14 protein-coding genes are annotated in these 20,918 nt (G+C 56.4%); all 14 read right to left on the minus strand.

Annotated features, from left to right (window positions below; translation table 11 throughout):
- Positions 1-3: 3 nt before the first annotated feature.
- The gene (gene yqfD / locus OIN60_RS09390) at positions 4-1,197 is read right to left on the minus strand and encodes a sporulation protein YqfD (protein ID WP_305754587.1); all 1,194 of its coding nucleotides are present in this window, start codon (positions 1,195-1,197) and stop codon (positions 4-6) included.
- Positions 1,194-1,487 (minus strand): sporulation protein YqfC, encoded by a 294-nt coding sequence (yqfC, locus tag OIN60_RS09395; RefSeq protein ID WP_305754588.1) that lies wholly within the window; start codon positions 1,485-1,487, stop codon positions 1,194-1,196. The genes yqfD and yqfC overlap by 4 nt, the downstream gene beginning before the upstream one ends.
- A 263-nt stretch (positions 1,488-1,750) precedes the next feature.
- Positions 1,751-2,287 (minus strand): hypothetical protein, encoded by a 537-nt coding sequence (locus OIN60_RS09400; protein ID WP_305754589.1) that lies wholly within the window; start codon positions 2,285-2,287, stop codon positions 1,751-1,753.
- Between the two features lie 33 nt (positions 2,288-2,320).
- Positions 2,321-3,322: a flotillin-like protein FloA gene (gene floA / locus OIN60_RS09405; RefSeq protein WP_370872445.1), complete on the minus strand. Its 1,002-nt coding sequence runs from the start codon at positions 3,320-3,322 to the stop codon at positions 2,321-2,323.
- A gap of 38 nt (positions 3,323-3,360) precedes the next feature.
- Complete coding sequence (locus OIN60_RS09410; protein ID WP_305754591.1) at positions 3,361-4,722, minus strand: NfeD family protein; 1,362 nt, start codon at positions 4,720-4,722, stop codon at positions 3,361-3,363.
- Between the two features lie 214 nt (positions 4,723-4,936).
- On the minus strand, positions 4,937-5,380 hold the full coding sequence (locus tag OIN60_RS09415; protein WP_305754592.1) for a GatB/YqeY domain-containing protein: 444 nt from the start codon (positions 5,378-5,380) through the stop codon (positions 4,937-4,939).
- Positions 5,381-5,396: 16 nt separating this feature from the next.
- A complete protein-coding gene (gene rpsU, locus OIN60_RS09420) occupies positions 5,397-5,570 on the minus strand; it encodes a 30S ribosomal protein S21 (RefSeq protein ID WP_005547957.1) in 174 nt (57 codons plus the stop codon).
- A gap of 109 nt (positions 5,571-5,679) precedes the next feature.
- Entirely contained in the window at positions 5,680-6,045 is a 366-nt protein-coding gene (locus OIN60_RS09425; protein WP_305754593.1) for a histidine triad nucleotide-binding protein, read from the minus strand.
- A gap of 139 nt (positions 6,046-6,184) precedes the next feature.
- The gene (locus OIN60_RS22610; protein ID WP_370872446.1) at positions 6,185-6,820 is read right to left on the minus strand and encodes a hypothetical protein; all 636 of its coding nucleotides are present in this window, start codon (positions 6,818-6,820) and stop codon (positions 6,185-6,187) included.
- A gap of 291 nt (positions 6,821-7,111) precedes the next feature.
- Positions 7,112-10,546: an AAA family ATPase gene (locus OIN60_RS09435; RefSeq protein ID WP_305754594.1), complete on the minus strand. Its 3,435-nt coding sequence runs from the start codon at positions 10,544-10,546 to the stop codon at positions 7,112-7,114.
- Positions 10,543-11,727: an exonuclease SbcCD subunit D gene (locus tag OIN60_RS09440; RefSeq protein WP_305754595.1), complete on the minus strand. Its 1,185-nt coding sequence runs from the start codon at positions 11,725-11,727 to the stop codon at positions 10,543-10,545. Before OIN60_RS09440 ends, OIN60_RS09435 begins: the two co-directional genes overlap by 4 nt.
- A gap of 20 nt (positions 11,728-11,747) precedes the next feature.
- Complete coding sequence (gene addA / locus OIN60_RS09445; protein WP_305754657.1) at positions 11,748-15,749, minus strand: helicase-exonuclease AddAB subunit AddA; 4,002 nt, start codon at positions 15,747-15,749, stop codon at positions 11,748-11,750.
- Entirely contained in the window at positions 15,749-19,255 is a 3,507-nt protein-coding gene (addB, locus tag OIN60_RS09450) for a helicase-exonuclease AddAB subunit AddB (RefSeq protein ID WP_305754596.1), read from the minus strand. The genes addA and addB overlap by 1 nt, the downstream gene beginning before the upstream one ends.
- A gap of 211 nt (positions 19,256-19,466) precedes the next feature.
- Positions 19,467-20,840, minus strand: a complete 1,374-nt coding sequence (locus OIN60_RS09455) for a class I SAM-dependent rRNA methyltransferase (protein WP_305754597.1) — start codon at positions 20,838-20,840, stop codon at positions 19,467-19,469.
- Positions 20,841-20,918: the final 78 nt, after the last annotated feature.

The raw sequence follows: 20,918 nt of genomic DNA on the forward strand, positions 1-20,918 counted from the left end.
GCCTCAATCTCCTCGGTTATAAACTAACGGAAGCTCTTCCGCGATCTCTTGCTCTACCTCGAACAGCACTTTCATATAAACTTTACCATTCTCTTTCTTCTCATGCAAAATTTTTTGTCCTAAAATTTTCGTTCCCTTCCCGTATTTCGCCAAAATATGGGTCCTCGCTCTTGTCAATCCCAGCTCTTTGGCGGCCTGCTCAGATACCGCATGCTGCTGTTCTTGGGTCTCCATGACTCTTTCAGTCATCCAGCCGAACGGAAGCTTTACGGAACGCCAGGTCAGCGGGTCGTATTCTGTTACTGTATCCGCTGCAGCATAGGGGTCTTTACCGTACCCCCAGAACTGAACCGCCCGATTGCCCAGCACCAGATACAGCCGTTCCCTGCTCTCGCCGGTATAGGTCTTACTGCGCTGGACCAGAGGCGTTGAAATCTCGTATTCATGCCAGACTAGTCCCCGTACCTGCCCCTTGGCCACAACCTGCTCCTGGTTCTCCTCATCCCCGAGCGTACCAGATATGAGGATGTCGCCTCTCTTTACTCTTGTATTTTTTTGCACGACAGGTCTTCCCTGCTCGGCATAAATTTCGGTAATGACCGCGTCCGCCTTGCTAATCAGATGACGGGGATCAAGCAGCGGTTTGGGTGCCGCCCTTGAAGCTTCTACGACCTGAATCGTAATGACGGTGCCCTGCTTTTCCACTCCGATCCACGAAGCATCCGGCAACTTGCGCATAAGATCTTTGGACAGCTTGTCCTGTCCTGCCAGCCGAAAGCTCCATTGCAAAGGATAAATCCCTTCCTCGCGGGCTGCCCGCAGCACTTCTTCCGTCGTCAGACTCTCATTGCCCTTAACCTCTACCGTCCATATCAGTGAAGACATCATGTAGATGGCAACAAAAAATAGTAAGAGGCCGGCGGCAAAAAACTTCCGCCGTCCGAGGCGCGCGGCTATAAAGGGAAATCCCGTTCTCCGGGTTACATGCATCCGGCAGCCTGTCCGCCGCAGCAGCGGACGCAGGGAGAATACATCCGGAAGCAGGAGCTTCATTTCCGCACGGTTGCCGTTCAGCGGCCTGACATCCCAAACCGGGATTTGCCGCTTTGACAGCAGATTCACAAAGCTCTCCACCTGACCGCCAGTCACTTCTATAACGACCATACCGCGCAGGCGGGTTAAAGCCGGTTGTCTCACAGGTCCTCCCCCGTTCTTTCAATGTGGATGTCCGTAATCTCGCCTTCCACGCTGATTTCTTCAGGCAATATACTCCGAATCACAAGGTCGCTACCCCCTATCCGGAGTCTCCCGCGAGAGAGGGCAAGCAACAGCTCTTCCGGAGTAAAGCTCAGGACACCCCGATGGTTTTCGATATATAACTGTTTGCTGCCAATCAAAGTCAAGCGCGGCATATCCAAAAGAATATCCTGCGGCAGGTCCAGCGCTTCACTCGTCCATTTGCGCAGCTTACGGCTGATCCGGGTCATTCGGGTGAGTCCCCCTTCCTGTACTAAACAACGTATGCGCGGTCCGCAGTAAATATGTAGCCATACCCTGCATCTTCTGAGACGCTCCGAGAACGAAGCATTCCTGCAATCGCTATTGACCCTTCGCGCCAAAGGCGAACGCTCCGCTTTTCCGGAATTGCTTCGTTCTCTCCGCTGCTGCGTGCATACACCTACATGCAAAAATAGGCCAACCAGAAGTTCTGGCTGACCTATGAATACAAAAATGATTCTTTTGTAATTTGCTACACGCCTTTTCGGCGGCGTTTCGCTTTGGGCGGTGACAAAATTTCCGACCAGATGATCCCGCTGCGGATTTCAGCCGTCCGAAAACGGGAAGCAGTCTCCAGTCTCTGTCCCTCTTCACCGTATACACTCAGTTCTCCACCTGTAATACGATCTAGCCTTTGCAGTACCCGCTGCCGTTCCTCTTCCATGGCACGGATTCGGCCCTCAAGCGTCGAATTTGCGTCCACATATTCGAGAGACTGCCCCTCGTCTAGGTCATCGGCAGCGGCGTTTCTGGTCGTATACTCGGCTGCTGTATTTTCATAAGGCTTCTTTTCGCGGAGGTCCCTGTCCACGAACACATATTCCGGCTCATCCTTGTCATCCTGCTTCGTTGTTCCGGGTGATGGGCGATCGACCGGTCCTCCGAATGACGGCATGTGACCGCCGCGTCTTTTGTGCTTTCCGCCAGAATTTGTCTTGCCCAGAAACGAGAGTAGGGCAAACACAATGACGGCTACGAGATATAAGTGTTGCACAATCCATTCAATCATTCTGCATCACCGCTTTCCTACGGACTCTGCTTTTTAGCTGCGTTCATTCGGCTGGTTTGGTCCAGAGTTGTCATTCGGCTTGCCAAGCGACTCTCTCATCTGTGTATCGGCTTCGATATTCTGCATGTTAATATAATCCATGACACCCAGATTACCATTGCGCAGCGCTTCCGCCATGGCAAGCGGCACCTGGGATTCAGATTCCACCACGCGCGCGCGCATTTCAACAACGCGCGCTTTCATTTCCTGCTCCTGCGCGACGGCCATGGCGCGTCGCTCCTCAGCCTTCGCCTGTGCAATCCGTTTATCCGCTTCAGCCTGCTCGGTCTGCAGGAACGCGCCGATATTTTTGCCTACATCCACATCAGCGATATCAATCGATAAAATTTCAAACGCCGTACCGGCATCCAGCCCTTTGGACAGCACCGTCCGAGAGATCGAATCCGGATTTTCCAACACATCCTTATGCGTGCCACTGGAGCCAACCGTGGTTACGATGCCTTCGCCTACACGGGCAATAATCGTCTCTTCACCGGCGCCACCAACCAATCGGTCGATGTTCGCGCGTACGGTAACACGTGCTTTAACCTTGACCTCAATACCGTCCTTGGCCACCGCGGCAACGATTGGAGTCTCAATCACACGCGGATTAACACTCATTTGCACCGCCTGCAGAACATCGCGTCCCGCCAGATCGATGGCAGCTGCCCGTTCAAATTCCAGCGGAATATCGGCACGCTGGGCGGCAATCAGGGCATTTACAACACGATCTACATTACCACCCGCTAGAAAGTGACTCTCCAACTGATTGATCGTCAGGCCAAGCCCTGCCTTGGTCGCTTTAATAAGTGGGTTAACGATTCTGCTTGGCGTTACCCGGCGCAAGCGCATCGCAACAAGTGTAATAATTCCGACCCGTACCCCTGAGGCCAGCGCGGAAATCCACAGCATGACCGGAAAAAAGCTGAAAAATACGCTAATCACGATAATCGCTACGACAGCAATCAGCAAAACACTAATCAAACCCGAATCCATCAAAGTTCATCATCCTCCAATTTGTTAGCCTTCTATCTCTATAAAAGCTCTTTAACTACAATACGGCCGCCTTCCACCTTAATTACACTAACTGGCTTGTTGCTCTCTATAAATCCGCCTTCTGTTACTACATCAATCCGTTCACCTTCGATCAGTACCGTCCCCGCCGGTCGAAGCGGCGTAAGACTGGTTCCTTGCATCCCCAGCAGCCGATCCTTGCTCATTACCGAAGAATAGCCCTGATCTGTCGTCAAGCTCTCCTTCAAAATAAACTTATTCCAAATTCCGCGATCCTTGAACGCAACCGCCACAATGGTGACCACGATGGCAGCAGCAGCAAAAGCAATGCCGAGCGCAAACAGCGCATCCGCCGTGTCATAAGCAGCCCGAACCACACCGGCCACAAGACTTACCGAGCCGAGCAAGCCAAGGATACCAAAGCTCGGTACAAACAGCTCAAGCGCAAGCAGGACCAACCCGATGATGAACAGCACCCATGTCTCATAACCAGCGAAACCTGCAACATAATTTCCGAAGAAATACAGACCGAAGGACAATATACCCAGGATGCCCGGCACACCGAACCCGGGCACGATCAGTTCAGTGACAATACCTGCAATACCGATAAACAGCAGCAGCACCTGCACCCAAGGGTGAGTTAAAAATTCAGCAAACCGTTCGGCCGGCGACTGGTCGATTTGAAAAAGATCCTGATTGGCAAACCCCATCCAACTAGCGACCTCCTCCGTAGAAGAGACAATACGGTCAGCATACCCCGTCCGGAGCGCCTCCTCACTGGTGAGCGAAATAATTTGCCCTTTGGCCTTGACCTTCCCGATTTCTGACATGCTTACTTCCAGGTTCACATCTACCATACCTTCGGCAATAGATGCATTTCTTCCGCCCGCCTGCGCTGCTGAAGCCATCATGCTTTTCCACGCCGCAATGGTCTTCGGATCATCCACTGGCGTGCCGAACTGAGTCACGAGCGCGGCTGCTCCGATCATACTCCCTGGTGACATGGCGATTTGGTCGGCATTCAGCGCAATATACGCCCCTGCGGACGCAGCATTTCCGTTTATGTAAGCTACTGTAGGAATATTGCTGCTTTTGATCAGCTCTCCGATTCTTTCAGCCGTATCCACCCGTCCCCCTGGCGTGTTGATTTCCAAAATAATCAGACCCGCCTTCGACTGTTCCGCTTCCCTGAAGCCACGTTCCATAATATTCTCCAGCCCGCGCTCAATCTCCTGATTGACTGGTATGACAAATACCGGACCTATCCCTTCAGCCGAGGCTGCTGCCATCGGTCTAATTCCGCCCAAAGGCAGCAATAGCAGAGCCAACAGCAGGAAAGCAAGCAACGCCTTGAAGTACAGTACGGATTTTCTTGCGTACATCCATCTCCCCCCTTCCGGCTATTATATACATCTTACCAGAATTCAACTTGTATGCTGGCCATTTCCCGAAAAATCAGCAAGTCAGCATTAACTTACATACGCCGTGAACCTTACATTGGTTTCAAGCTTAGCAATGGGCAGGAAGTTAGTTGATGAAGGCCTTAAAAAAAGAAAAAACACTCCCTGTTAGACAGAGAGTGCCTGCTCTTTTTGATTATTGCAGAAATTGCTGAACCGCTTGGTTCACGAGTTTTCCGTCCGCGCGACCCTTCACCTTAGGCATCAAGGCCGCCATCACTTTCCCCATATCGGCTTTCGAAGAAGCACCGGTTTCCTGGATGGTCTGCTGTACAATAACTTTAATTTCTTCTTCGGTAAGCTGCGCGGGAAGGTACTGACTGAGAATCTCGATTTCCGCTTTGTTGCTTTCCGCAAGCTCGTCGCGGCCTGCTTTTTCAAATTCTTGGAGGGCATCCTTGCGTTGTTTGATCTCACGACTCAGAATATCAAGCAATTCGTTGTCATCCAAATCCCGTTTCAATTCTATTTCAAGATTTTTTATCGTAGAACGAACCATTCGAATGGTAGAGAGTTTGAACTTGTCCTTACTCTTCATCGCCTGCTTCATATCTTCGTTCAATCGTTCGCTCAAATTCATGATGGCTTAGATCCTCCTAGAACTTTCTCTTACGAGCAGCCTCGGACTTTTTCTTGCGCTTTACGCTTGGCTTTTCATAATGCTTGCGTTTCTTCACCTCAGCCAATACGCCATCCTTAGCGATGGAACGCTTAAAGCGACGAAGTGCAGCATCAATTGTCTCGTTTTTGCGAACTTTAGTTTCAGACACCAGTTTTCCCTCCCTCCGACCAGACCGTCCAAGAGCAATAACACGGTTCATCAACTTTCATTATAGGTCAAAGCTAAAGCAGGTGTCAACCTATCGAAAAAAAAGGTGCTCAGCCTGCCGCGTGAGAGTCAGAAATCCCCGTCAGAGCACCCAGCTTGGCGCCGCCGAGCAGATGATAATGCAGGTGATGAACCGCCTGACCGCTGTCCGGCCCGCAGTTATTGATGAGACGGTAACCCGATTCGGACACGCCGAGCTGCTGGGCCACCTTTTGCGCAACACGATGGATTTCAGCGATCAGCGCCAAATCTTCCTCCACCACATCGTTCATAGAAACGATATGCTTCTTCGGAATGATCAGAACATGCACGGGCGCCGCAGGCTGAATATCATGAAATACGAGCATATCCTCCGTCTCCAGCACCTTCTTGGACGGTATGGAGCCTTCTGCAATTTTGCAAAACAGACAGTCCATATGTAATACTCCTCCTTCTTATATAGGCCATTATGTAATTATCATACCGGAAAAGAAGGGCGGACGTCCAATGAAGATGAAAAGAGAGCAGGACCCGGTCCCCTGTGGGATGGGCCCTGCTACGACACTTGCTGAACTGTCAATAATAAGGAAGAAGACCAATCGCCGTCAGCGCGGCAAGCGGCAGGATCAGCCGGTTAAACCGACGTCTTCCATAATAAGGATAGGATGGATAGCTATATCCGTAGCCGTTTCCATATCCCGGACCATAACCGTAACCCGGACCGTATCCGGGGAAAGGAGCAGGGTAACCAAAGGCGCGTGTCTGCATTCCTCCGCAACCACAGTCATTGTATGGCTTATTAGCCTCAGGCTGAACATTCTCAGGGTACGGCATATAGGCAGAAGGCTGAATATTTGCAGGGTTCTCCATATTGGCTGTATACGGCATATTGCCTGTGTATGGCATGCTTCCTGTGTACGGCATGTTGCCCATGTATGGCATGTTCCCTGTATTCGGCATGTTGCCCATGTATGGCATGTTGCCTGTATTCGGCATGTTGCCTGTATTGGGTATATTTGCGTTCTCTCCCCCGATCGGAACGGCCATATAGATGTTATCGTCATCCACCTGCTCCACAATTCCGTCATGTACCGATCCGTCCTTCATCCATACACACACATAACGGTGCATATGCTTCATACAGATTCCCTTTGTATCATTCTGTTCGTTCTTGATGTCATTGTTCTGTTCATTCACAGCAACATTTTCCATCTTCCGCACCTCCTTAGCGCTTGCAGGAAAGTTCACATCCCACTTTGCAATATCCTATTCAGATCTGGGCGTTTTGCCACTATCCATTTCAGGTTCAGGAGATAAAAAAAGCCACCCCTGGAAGCTCTGTTCGAGCTCCATGCGTGGCAGCGATTCCGAGAGCGGTGTCCCAGAATCACTGCCACAGCAGGGATGACTGTCAACAATATGTCGGCTTAGCTGTATTATAACAGCGCAATTAAACTGTATCTGTGATGTAGATCACCCGCTGCCTTTCCTCCAACGCTCTGGTCACAGCGTTTCGAGCACTACCCTCGAACCGCCTCCCGATTGTTCTGCCGGCAACACAACAAGCTTGCGCGGCAATCTTGCCCGCAGCTCCGGCACGTGGCTGATAACGCCGACCGACAGTTGATCATGGTGAAGCTTCTCCAAGGAAGTAATCACGGTATCAAGCAGCTCAGGGTCCAGCGTTCCGAAGCCTTCATCCAGAAAAAAGAACTGGAGCGGAAATTGGCCGCGCAGCTGAATTTGTGCGGACAGGGCCAGGGCCAATGAGAGCGAGGTAAGGAAGGTTTCGCCGCCAGACAAGGTGGATACCGGACGTTTGATGCCTCCGTTGGCATCGTCGCTGATAATAAAGCCACCGCCGGAGTCCACTTCGAGGGCATAACGCTGCTTCGTCAGGAAGCGGAGCCGCCTGGAAGCCGCCTGGCTGACCTGCATAAGCTGCTCCTCCGCGACATACTCGACAAAGGCATTGCCCCGCAGGCAGGACTGCAGCTTGGCCAATTTCTCCGCTTCACGCTGCAGATGCCCGCGTCTGCTCTCCAGCTCCATCCAGCGGACGTGACGCTGCTGCAGATCCTCCATGTCACGCTCCGCCTTGGCCTTGTCTCTAAGCGCCTCTTCATCCTGTTCACGGCATTCCCGCAGCCGAACGATACAAGCATTCCACTCCTCAGCAGACCAGCTTGTTCCCGCGAGTCTCTCCTCCAGATGGCGCAAATGGGCCGCCACCTCCTTCTCCCGCTCGCGGTGGCCGTTCACCTGCGCTTCCAGTCTGGCTGCATGCTCCGGCTCGATGCTGCTCTCCAGCACCTCTTCTTCACTGGCAAACGGGGAGGCCTCAAGCTGGGAACACCAGCGTGTTTCAGCGGCTTGCCTGCGCTCCGCAGCGGAATCAGCGGCCTGGCGGGCCATAACCGAGGCTTTGGCGGTTTCATGCTTGCGCTCATCAGCTTCCTTGCGCATCCGGTTGCAGGCATCCGCCTGCAACTTCAAATGCGACAGCCTGCTGCTTGCATCGGCCAGCAGCTGCTGCGCGCTGCCTCCGCCAATCCAGGCCTGCAGGCGCCCCATCTTCTCGCGCAGCAGCGCGTCTTTGCCCTGCAGCTCAGCCTGGCGGGCGATGATCAGCTTGTCCGCCGCGACGACCGTCTGCTCGATGAGCTGCACACTGCGTGACTTTTCCTCCAGGAAGGTCACGCTGGTCTCCAGGCGCGCCCGGATCTCGTCGGCGCGCATATCGCGCTCCTGCATGGCGCGATACTGCTGCTCCGCGCTGTCCGGCTCCACACCGGGCAGCGCGCCTTCCCAGCCGCTGCGCAGCTCCTGGCTGCGCGCAGCGGCATTCTCGCGCTTGCGCTGCGCCTGCGCAAGCGCCCCGGCGGCGGCCTCGTGCTCCGCCGCCGCACGGATGCGCCGCTGCTGCAGTCCGGCCTCCGCCTCCCGCAGGGCGGAGGCCTGCTCGCGCAGCGGTCCTGCGGCCGCGGCCAGCTCTGCCGCAGCGTGCTCCAGCGCGCCGCAGCGGGCCTGCCAGGCCGCGAGGTCGTGCGACGGCGCGTGCGGGCCGGTGCCGGCGGCCGGAGGCTCCTGCACGGCCGCCTCCGCGCCTGCGGCGCTCTCGGCCTGCGGCGCGTCAGCTTCGCCGCCAGCAGGCTGGAGCTGCGCCACCAGGCTGCGCCGCTCATGCAGCTGCTGGCGCAGCTCCAGCCGCAGTTCCTGCAGGCCGGCGCGCAACCGCTGCAGGCCATCGGCGGCGGCATGGTCTGCACCGCCGCGGGGCGCTTCCGCCGGCGCAGGGTGATGCAGCGAGCCGCAGACCGGGCAGGGCTCGCCGTCCTGCAGCTGCGCAGCCAGATCCTGCGCCAGCCTGCGCAGCTCACCGGCCCGGAGCTCGCTGCGCAGCGCTTCTTCCGCCGCGGCAAGCTCCTTTAGCTGGCGGACGCACTCCGTCTCCAGGCGGAGCAGCCTGCCGACCTGCTCCATGGCTGTCTGGTACACACTCGTGCGGGTCGCTTCTGTCCGCAGGACCTCCACTTCCGCCCGTGACAGTTCCTCCACCGCGCCGCGCAAGCGCTGCTCTTCAGCGATAGCCTCCTGTTCGGCTTCCCGCAGCTGCTCTGCTGCCGACTTCAGCTGCTGCAAGCGCTGCATCGCCTCCTGCAGCAGACGCCGCTCCTCGGCCTTCACCTCGCATGGCTTAAGCTGCTCCTGCAGCTCCTTCTGCCGGACCAGCCCACGGCTGTGAAGCTCCCGCTCCTTCTGCAGCTCTTGCTCATGATGCTTGCGGTCCGTCTCGGCTTCAGCAAGCAAGGCGGCGAGCTGATCGCGTCCGGTCCGCAGCGCATCCGTCTCCTTTTGCAGCTCCATAGCCTGCTCCAGCTGATCGATTCGCAGCAGCAGGCGCGGTTCCTCAGCAGCCAGCTCCTGACTGGCTCTCTCATCTGCCTGTACCGCCTGCTCCGCCTTCTCTTCCGCCTCACTGGCCAGCGCAGCCGCGGCGGCTGCAGCGGCTTCGCGTGCTGCCGCTGCAGTTGCGGACTGCTTCCAATCCTCCAAAGCCGGTTGCAAAGCCCAGGCCGCGGCTGACTGTTTCAGCTTCTTTTCAAGCACAGCCATTTCACGCTCCCGGACAGCCAGCTCCTGCAGCTCCTCCGTTCTGCGCTGCCTTTCTATTTCGAGGTCACGGATTTTCGACATCGCTTCAGCTTCACGTGATGCCACTTCAAGCTGGGCGCGTGAGGACAACGCGTGCTCCACTGCCAACCGCAAACGAAGCTCAGCCTCCTTCAAGACGTCTGCACTGGCATTGCCCAGGCCCTGCTGCTCCGCTGCCAGCGACTTCAGTGCCGAATCCGTGTCCTTGACTCTGCGGCTCAGCTTCTGTGCCAGCTGATCGCCATACTTCTCCAGATGGAACAGCCGCTGCAGCATCTGTCGCCGTTCGCTGCCCTTCAGGGAGAGGAATTCGGCGAATTTCCCCTGCGGCAGCACCACCGCCCTGGTGAAATCATCCATTTTCAAACCGATGATATCTTCCACACAACGCGTGACATCCGCCAGCTTGTCAGCCATCACCTGCTCGCCTTCATCCGTAATCTCCACGAACCGGCTCAGCGAGTTGCTGACCGACACACCCGCGGCCCGCTTGAACCTGCGCTCTACCCGGTATCTTTTGGGACCCTGCGCCGACATCAGCTCAAACGTGAAAGCGACGGACAACGTATCCTCCGCATGATTCATAATGCCCTGCGTGCCGTTGACAGCACGCTCCACCTTGCCGTACATAGCAAGTGTAATGGCATCCAGCAGCGTCGACTTGCCGCTTCCGGTCGGCCCGAAAATCCCGAACAGCCCCGTTTCCGTCAGCTCTTCGAAACGGATTTCCTGCTGCTCCCTGTAGCTTTGAAGCCCCGCTACCCTCAGCAATATCGGTCTCATGACACATGCCCCTCCGTTCCGTCATTCTCTCCATCTTCCTCCACAAGCTCCAGGAACAGCTGTACAAGCCCTTCATCCGGCTCTGCTCCTCCCGTCTGGCGCTGGTAAAAGGAGCGGAACAGCTCATGCAGCGGAATCCCGGAACGCTGCTGCTCCAGCTCGGCGGCGACCATTTCCGGGTAAACGGGCCTGATATGTACAATCCCGTCACGGCTCTTGCGCAGCCGTTGGATATCCCCGATCGACATAGCCTCGGTCAGTGAAATTTCCAGATCAATGAACGCATCCGCGTCCAGCCCGTCGTCCAGCCAGCGGTAAACTTCCTCCAGGCCTCCCCTGGCCCGCCAGCGCACCAGCGGGCGGCCGCTGCTGATATACAGCTCCTCGATGCGGACAGGCTGTCCGGGAGCCGCTTCAACAAGCGTGACAGACTTAGCCTGCCCTGCCTCGGAGAAGCTGTAAGCCAGCGGCGAACCGCTGTAGCGCAGAATTCCTTCTCCTTTCACATACTGGGGCCGGTGCAGATGCCCCAAGGCGGTATACTGCGCCCCTACAACAAGCGCCGACGGATCAACCGTATACGCACCACCCACCTGAATCGGCCGTTCGGAATCGGTCTCCAGGCCACCGAGCACATAGATGTGGCTCATCGCCAGATTGACTGTATCCGGGCGGAAAGAAGCGGCCAGCTGTGTCATCAGCCTGCTTACACGCCTGCTGTATGCCTCGCGCAGTACGCTTTCTTCCCCATCCTCGCTGAGAAGCTCGTTAAGGCGAGCCTCCGAAGGATAAGGCAACGCGGCGATGACCGCCGTCTCTCCTGTTCTTGGCGCAGTTACACGCACCGCCTCCGGGCTGGGCAAACCCAATAGCCTGATGCCCTGCTGACGGATGAGAGGGGTGACGGACGACACCCGTTCCGGCTGGTCATGATTGCCCGCAATCGCAACGAACTGCCTTCCTCCTTCGGCCAGCCGCGCAGCAGCCTCATAAAACAACTGCTCTGCCACTGCAGGCGGATTCACCGTATCATAGACATCTCCCGCCATCAGGATCAGATCCGCCTGCTGGTCCTCCGCCATGCGCACAAGCTCCTCAAGAAAGGCCTCCTGTTCCTTCAGCCTACTGCGACCTTCAAGCGTCCTGCCCAAATGCCAGTCGCCCGTATGCAGTATCCTCATTTCTCTTTCCTCCTTCTTTTCTACACCTGAACGCTTTCTCCCGCATCGAAGAAATAAAGCCATCTTTCCGCAATCTTCCGTCCAAGGATATCCTCCATGACCCGGGAGTACAGTTCAAGCTGAAAGCGGTACATGCCGGTCAAAACCTCCAGATTCCTGAACTCAGAGATCTGGTCTGTCTTATAATCCAGCAGGACGAGACCCTTCTCGTCCTCAAAGAGACAATCGACGATCCCTTTGACCAGCACTGTATCTCCTTCCAGTTCGGCCGCCACGCCTGTGTGCGTAGTGCCCCCTGGCTGCCGGATGTCCAGCGCCTGCCGGTTGGCCAACTGCGAAGCAGGCAGACCATAACTGAAAGGCAGCTCCCGCTGTACGGAAGAGGCGTGAAGCAGCCTCTGACCAAGCTCAGTCGCAAAAAAGCGTGTAATCTCTCCGGCATCAATCATGTCTGCATGCTGGCGGGACATGATTTCGGACTGCACCAGACGCTCCTTCGTTTCCTCAATAACAGGGGCAACAATGCTGCCCTGAAGAGGAAGATGAAACATCAGCGTATGGTACACCGTTCCCCGCTCACTAGGACTTAGCCCCTTCTGCTCCATGAATTTGGGACGGCGCAACTGCAGTCTTTCAAAGGTTGGCTGCTGCACGGACGTTTCCCCGCTTACGGCGCTCAGGACGTTCGTCCAATCCGCAGAAGGCGGCTCCTCACCAGTGACAGTCCGCTTTAACTCTGTTGCCGACGTACTCGCTGCGGTCCTGCCAGCAAGCGCATGCGGGTAGGTCCAGGACAGCGCATTCGCCAACTGTCCGGCCTGATTCACGGCGGCGCTATGCACTGGCTGCACTTGTCTGAGCGCCTCCACACGACTGCTTCTGTCCGGCAAAAGCTCCGTTTCCGGTCCAGCGTCAGCCGCCGCAATGGAAGCCGCCGCTTCCGCAGAATACAGGGATACAAGCCAACCGCCTTCATTGCCCTCCAAAGGGCGGTACGCCTCCGGCTGTAAACCCGCCGCCTCGCGCAAAACGGAAGCCGACGGATGACGAAGCAACGCCGGGCCAATCCAGTCGAGATAGCTCCTGCCCGCAGCCAGTAGATAATCAGGCAGCACCTCTTCCCGCTCGTCCTTGATGGCTGCCCAGGAAGCTGCCTGTGCAGCCGCATTTCTAACGGTGGCCGTGATGATCATTTTTTCGCGCGGACGGGTGAGCGCAACGTATAGTACCCGCATTTCCTCCGCCAGCAGCTCCAGTTGCGAACGTCTGCGGATCGCCAGATTGGGCAGGGTCGGATAGCTGACCCTATTGCCGTTGTCCACGAACTTGGGACCAAAACCAAGCCCTTTATGCATAAGAAAAGGCATGTTCAGGTCTTGTGTGTTGAACATTTTGGCCGCCCCCGCAATGAAGACGACCGGGAACTCCAGCCCCTTGCTTTTATGGATGGTCATGATGCGTACGGCTTGGTCTGGCTCTGTGGAGACACCTGAAGGTCCCAAGTCTCTGCCGTTTTCGCGCAACCTCGAGATGAACGTCAGGAAACGGAACAATCCGCGATTGGATGTCGTCTGCTCATATTGAAGCGCACGGTCATATAGTGTCTTCAGATTGTTCTGGCGCTGGACGCCTCCGGGCAGCCCGCCATTCCAGTCCATATAACCAGTCTCTTCATAAATTCGCCAGATCAGACTGCTGAGGCTGCCCTGAACCGCCTCCTGTCTCCATGCTTCAAGCTTATCCAGAAAACGCTGCAAATCCGCCGTGACCTTCGTTTCCGATGGGGCAAAGCCCTGCTCCAGCGCCGTTTCCGTCATGGCCTCAGCCGCCTCGGCTCGTCCTGCCTCGTCTTCACCGCCTGCGCTGCTTACGGCCGCTTCCACTGTAGCCGTCATAATCGCTTTGGCATTCCGGCCGGCGGCCGCCATGACCGCATCATAGAACGAACCGTTGGAGCGCTTCAGCCTGATCCGGGCCAGTTCATCCTCCGTCAAGCCAACCATCGGCGAACGAAGCACGGACGCAAGCGGGATATCCTGCCGCGGGTTATCGATAATGTGCAGCAGGGACAGCATGACTTCGATCTCAGTCGCCTTGAAGAAACCCTTCGTCTGCTCCCCTGCCGCCGGAATGCCGGCCTGCCGCAGCTCCTCCACTATCAGCGGAGCCCATACCGCCGCCGAACGCAGCAAAATGACGATATCGCCATAGACGGCAGGGCGCATCGTTTTGAGTCCCTTGTCGTAAACCTGCAGCGCTGGTCCGGTATCACCGACAATCTGCCTGATGCGTCCCGCAATCAAGCGTGCTTCCAGCTGCGCCGTCTCCAGCTCGGCCAGCTCTTCCTCCGGGGCAGTTGTCCCTTCCTCTGCTGCATCCGCCGGAATGGAAGAACCGGAGGCTCCTTTATCAATCAGAATCAGCTCCGGTTGATACGGGGTGCCGCTCTGTTCAGCAGCCTCCGGAAAATCCGCCCCGTGAACCAACCGAGCCCGCTCATCGTAATCAATTTCCGCCACATCGACACTCATCATCTGGCGGAACAGCAGATTAACCGCATCCACCACCTCACGGCGGCTACGGAAATTGCGCGCCAGGTCAATCAGCAGCCCGGGTTCATCCTTCTCGCCGAAACGGCGGTATTTATCAAGAAACAAACCCGGCTCGGCCAGTCTGAAACGGTATATACTTTGCTTGACGTCGCCAACCATGAAACGGTTCCCTGGCTGTGACCGGGCAAGCAGCCGCACAATGTCCTCCTGCACCGTATTCGTATCCTGATATTCGTCCAGCAGCACCTCGTCAAACTGGGCCTGATACTCCAGCGCCGCGTCCGAAGGAAGTAGCTGTGCCGGCGTCGAATCAGGGTGCCGCAATATTTGCAGACAGTAATGCTCCAGATCTGCGAAGTCCACAAGACCTTTTTCCTGCTTCTCCCGGCGGAACCTCTCTCCGAACTGAATGACGGTTTCCGCAAGCTCCTCCATCAGCGGGGCGGCCTGGCGCAGCTCGGCCAGAAATTGCTCCGGTGACCGTCCGAAGAGGGTGGCCTTCAAATCCGTCAGCGCCTTTTTGGCTCTTTCTCTTAATGACTTTACACGCTCCTGCAGCTCCGGATCGGTTTGATCCTTTTTGACAGCCTTCAGCTTGCCGAAGGACACCGTCTGAAACCTGTCATACAGCCGCTCCCAAGGCTCTTGTTCAAGCGCAAGCTGTAGGGTCCTGACCATTTCGGTTTCATCCGCAAGCGTCTGCGCATAAGGCGCAGGTCCTCCCGGCTCCATGGCCAGTCCGTGCGCCTGCTCCAGCAGACTGCAGACACCGCGCAGCTCCAGCCGCGCATCGGACATTAGACTGGCGACCCAGGAAGTGGCCCCCAGTTCGCTAAGACTGCCTATACGGAAAGCGCCAACCGTCTCCCGCAGCCAATGCCCCGGCCAGGGATGACTTTGCGAGAAATCGTACAGCCGCTGAACCAGCCCGTACACCGCGTCATCGGTCCGCTCCCCGCTGAACCAGTCCACCATCATCCGGAACACGCTGCCTTCCGGCTGTTCGCCGTACTTCTCCTCGAACAGCTCTTCCAGCAGTTCTTGCCTCATCAGCTCCGTTTCATGCTCGTTCATGATCCGAAAGCCGGGATCAAGCGGAATCGACTGATAATGGCGCCGGATCACCTCCATGCAAAACGAGTGCAGCGTCGTGATCGACGCCCTTCCGAGCAGGGACAGCTGACGCTGCAGATGCTCACTGCCGGGATTGTCCTCCAGCGCCCGTTCCAGCGCTTCACGGATTCTGTGGCGCATTTCTGCAGCCGCAGCCTTCGTAAAGGTCGCCACCAGCAGCCGGTCTACGCTGAATCCAAGCGTTGGATCGGCGATTTTACGAATAATACGTTCAACAAGCACCGCTGTTTTACCTGAGCCTGCTGCTGCAGCCACCAGCATATCGTCTCCGGATTGCACGATGGCCTGCCACTGCTCATCGCTCCAGAAGCTGCCTTCCGGCTTCGGTATAAACATCACTCCGTCCCCCCTCCTTCATGGTTGTCCAGCATATTCCACAGCTGTTCCTTCCCCGGCTTCGACAAATGCTTGAACTTGCTTCCGTCCAGACTGTCGTCAAACTGACACACAGATCTGTAGGAACAAAAATCGCAGGCGGTCTCCTGCTGGATGCGGTAAGGAACGATGTCGACCTCACCTTCCGTCATCCGTGTTCCGATGGTTCGGATATTGCTGCGCACGGCAGACAGCAGCGATTGCCACTGCTGCGGACTCGCTACCGCCGCGCTGCTGTAAAAACCGCCATCGGCCTTGACCGCCACAGGCAGGATGGCTGAATGGCCTTTGTCCAGCTCCACATCCATTTTGGTTATGACGTCCCGGTCGGCTAGCAGCAGGCCCTTCATCTTGAACTTTTTCAGCAGCTCCTGCTGCGCCTGCTCAGGGCTCATACCGTTAGCGGACTGCAGCAGCGGATTATGCACATGAAAATACAGCGTGCCTGCCGGATAGGCCGGCTCACCCAGCCACTCCTCTGCACTTGTCAGCAGCACATCCAGGTAGGTCAGCATCTGCAGGGCAAGACCGTAATAAACCTCGTGCAGCTTCAAATCCTTATGGCTTGATTTATAGTCAATAACCCGCAGCAGCAGGCCCTCTTCGCCTTCCGCCACATCGACCCGGTCAATCCGGCCGATCACTTCCATCACAACACCGTTCTCCAATTCAAACGTCAGCGGAGGAATCTCCTTGCCTGGTCCGAAATCCAGCTCAAGGCCGAGCGGTTCAAAGCTTCCCCTGCGGGCATGCTCGCCCAGAATCAGGGAGGCGCGGCTGACAATATCCTTCAGTTTGCGGAAAATGTAGCCGTAACGCTTCGAGCTCAGCAAAATTTCACCCTGCAGCCGCGGCGCCAGCCGGTCAACGGTCGCCTCGGCCTCCTGCCGGCATTGCTCCGGACTAAGGCTGCCCCAACTGCGGTTGCTTTCCTTCAGATGCAGCGCCATACTGCCCAGGGCCGCGTGAAACAACTGCCCGATGTCCGGCGCCTTCAGCTTATAGGTCTGACGCTCCTTCAGCTTGAGCCCATGGGACGCAAAATGTGAAAACGGGCAAGCCACAAAACGCTCCATTCGCGATACACTTGTCCGCAGCCGCGTGCCGTACAAGCTGCGGCTTGTCTCGCGCTGCAAGGGCTCGGCCCTGTTCTCGTAGAACAGAGAGGTCAGCAGCCTTTTCAGCTTCACGTATTCCCCTCCGCTGCTGCCCGCATACCAGTTGTAGACCTCCCACCACGGCTCGGCGATATCCGCACCACGCAGCCACTGCCGCAGCTGGACAACAAGCTGGGACAGCGCTGTAGGCGCATGCAGCGCATACTCCGACTGGGCCGTCCAATCCGCCCCTGGCAGCGGCTGGCTCGTCAGCGGCTTTTCTTTCAGTCCCTTGAACATCAGGCGCAGATGCCTGATGTATTCCGAGGGCAGCAGCGGCTTGCCCTCTTCATCGGCAACCGGGTAGCTAACCCACAGCTTGCGTCCCGCCGAGGTCATGGCCGTATAGGCGAGAAAGCGCTCATCCAGCAGTCTGCGCGTCACATCCGGGGCAAGAGCAATTCCCTGCTCGGCCAGCCTGCTTCGTTCCTGCTCGCTGAGCACGCCTTCCTCCTGCGGAACAGCGGGCATCACACCTTCGTTCACACCCAGCAAAAAGGCGTACTGAATCCCGCTGACTCTGGTGCGGTCCACGCTTCCGACCAGCACCTGATCCAGCGCGGGCGGGATCAGGGCAAGACGATATTCCGCCAGTCCCGTTTCCAGCATGCCTGCGAACAGCTCCACCGGCAGCTTCTCTTCGCCTACCATCTCGTTCATCTGATCAAGCAGCTCCAGCACAGCATCCCAGATCTGGCTGTGCTCCCTGGCACGCTCCGGCTCTCCATGCTTTTCCGAATGCAGTATCATCCGGTCCAGCTTGCGCCCGATATCCGCATCCTCCAACAAGCGATACACCGCTTCACATTGCTCCCTGGCGGTTTTCGCCTTGGATAGCCTTTTCGCGAAAGCATACAACGGTGCAACCACAACGGCCCGGCACCGCTCCATCCGCTCCAGTGTCTCGTCACGGGCTTTTACCCGCTCGGTTTCATTCATTTCCAGCGACAGGTTCGGCACGGCCCGCCAAGGCCTGCCGTCCGTCCAGCGGCTGCCCTGAATGCCGCAGGCCAGCGCATAATTCTCCAGCTCATCCATGCAGTCACGGGTCACATGCCCGTCTGACGGAAGCAGCAGGTCGGTCTTCACCGCTCTGAACACATCTTCATACCGCCAGTGCCGCCGCACAATATCCAATGCGGCTCGTACAAATTCAACGAGGGGATGGTGCAGAATATCCCGCTTCTGGTCGATAAACAATGGGACCTCGTACTTTGTAAACAAAGGCTCCAGCAGATGCTCATAGTCTGCCGGATTGCGGACGAACACGGCCATGTCGCGGTAACGTACCCCTTCCTCACGTGCCAGCCGCCTCATTTCACGGATTGCACCTTCGACCTCGGCCCGGCGGTCGGCTGCGGCATGCAGCTCGATACCCGCCGGGGGCTCAAGTGATGCCCACACCCTGCGCTGCCCAAATCCGGCCTCCAGATGGGCAAGCTCCGGGCTGGAGGCAAAGCGCGGCAAAATCTCAGGCTGCAGCACGTCAGTGCGAACATCAACCCCCAGCTCGCGCGCGATACCCTTCAGCTTCACATAGACGGAGGCTGTCGGATGAAATAGATCCAGCTCATGGGGAAGCTGTTCCGCCTCATACTCCCGATTCAGCGTCAGCGATACCGTCAGGGAAGAAGAGGACAACAGCAGTTGTTCGATCACTTTATATTCCTGCGGTGTAAAACCGCGGTACCCGTCCAGCCAGACATCGGCCCCATCCAGCCAGGAGGAATGCGGAAGCTGAGAGGCCAGACGCATCATCGTATCTTCTCCATCCAGATACAACGGGGCCAGCTCCTGCTCGAAATCCCGATACAGAGTCAGAATATCCTGAATTTTGCTGTTCAAGATCGGCGATCCTTGCTCGGCCTGTATGCGCTCCAGCTGCTCCGGCAGGGAAGCCGGATTCTCACCATATCTTTTAAATTCGGTGAACAAGGCGTTCAGACGGTCGACGAATCCGAGCTGATCACCCGAATCGCGAAATACCTGCAGTTCCTCCCGTCTACGCCGTACGATTTTGTAAAGCAGCATTTTCTTGCCTTCTTCCGTCACAGGGGTCAACGCCGTTCCACCTGTCTCCTGCATAATCCTGTAAGCAAGACGGCGGAAGCCCAACACCTGGGCCCGCACAGTCCCCTTGATTTCAGCTGATGACAGAAGAGCATGTTCTGTGTGGAAGGTAGCCTGTTCCGGGACAAGCAGAATAAGCGGCCTGCCCTGCGGCTGTTCTTTCAATTTTCCGATAATTTCCTGATGAATACGTGTCGTTTTGCCGCTGCCCGAGCGGCCGATCAAAAAACGGAGTGACACTAGCAGATCCCTCCAACTCTATTTCAGCATACTGCCTGCAATTCAACACTTGGCACACAGCATGCGACTGTTCATTTTCCTATCAGTATATCATATCGATCCAGCCAAAGAACGTATGTTTGGATGAAAAACACGGCAAACACCCCTTGCACAAGCAGGCTAAGCCTGCCCTTCAAGAGGTGAGCGTGATTTTTATCCACCTATTAACAAATCACATCCGGGAACGGCTCCGGACTTCAAAGATGGCGAATTTCAGGTAGTGACCCTCATCGACCCCCAAAATTTGGGGATGGTCTTTGCCGGCAGCACGCCATTCCACAAGACGCAAAATTTTCCCGGAATCCGCTGCCGCTTCCTGGATCGTATCCAGAAAAAGCTCAGGACGCATGTGGTAGGAACAGCTTGCCGTAACCAGATATCCACCCTCATTCACCAGCTTCATGCCGTGCAGGTTGATGTCCTTGTAGCCTCTGCACGCTCCCTTGACAGCACTCCTCGTCTTGGCGAACGCTGGCGGATCGAGGATCACAACGTCAAAGGTTCGGCCTGCACCCGCAAGCGGTTTGGAGGTATCAACCTTTTTCTGGCCCGCCTCTGCACGTAATGTACGCTCCTCGCTCCCTTTCACCTGCTCCCGCAGATATTTGAACGCGTCCTCAACCACAAATTCCACACGATCCTCAAAGCCGTTCAGGCGGACGTTTTCGCGCGCGCTCTCGATCGCATGCTCCGAAATATCAAGGCAGGTGACCTTTTTGGCTCCGAATTTGCAGGCATTCAGTGTGAAGCTGCCCGTATGGGAGAAGCATTCCAGCACCGTCGCTCCATCCCAATACGGAAATTCGACGATTTTTCCGCTTTTGTTGACTGGTCTTTGCAACTGCTGTCCATCAACCTCGACCGTCTGCAGCGTAATGCCGCTTCTGGCTCCCCAGCCCTTCATAAGCGGAGCGATGGCGGCCCTGTTCTCACGCTGATCGAAGAAATAGCCTGTCTTCTGGCCTTCTACGATATCCACCTTGATACTCAGTCCATTCTCCGTCACCGTGACATGACGCGGGCATTCACCATAAAGTGTCCCCTTCTGCTGTTCCAGCCCTTCCAGCTCCCGCACGGACACGTCACTTCGTTCATAAATCCCGGCAGGGCCGAACACCTCAACCAGCGCCTCCGTGATCTCCTCCCGGCGACGGTCCATGCCAAGCGTAAGCAGCTGCACCACCAGCACATCCTTAAAACGGTCCACGACCAGGCCTGGCAGAAAGTCAGCCTCCCCGTACACCAGCCTGTAAGCATCCCCTTCGGCAATAAAGCGATGGCGGTGCTGCAGGCAGTCACGGAAACGGGCTGCGAAAAACTCCTTATCCATCCGTTCCAGAGGCTGATAGGACACCACCCTTACGGTAATCTGGGAAGCGGGATTATAATAACCTGACGCCAGAAATCGCCCCTGGTGATTCACAATCGCAACCACTTCCCCGGCTGCCGGATCACCTTCTACGGACGTTATTTCATTTTTGAAAACCCAAGGATGCCCCTGCTCCAGCCTCTTCTTGCGGCCACGCTCCAATATAACTGATGCCACTGCATTACACTCCTCTATTTCCGTGAAGCGGCATCGGTGCCGCTTCCGGTCGTTCACTCATTTAAGCCTGTCATGGTT

Source organism: Paenibacillus zeirhizosphaerae (genome assembly GCF_030705605.1).
Classification (GTDB): Bacteria; Bacillota; Bacilli; order Paenibacillales; family Paenibacillaceae; genus Paenibacillus; species Paenibacillus zeirhizosphaerae.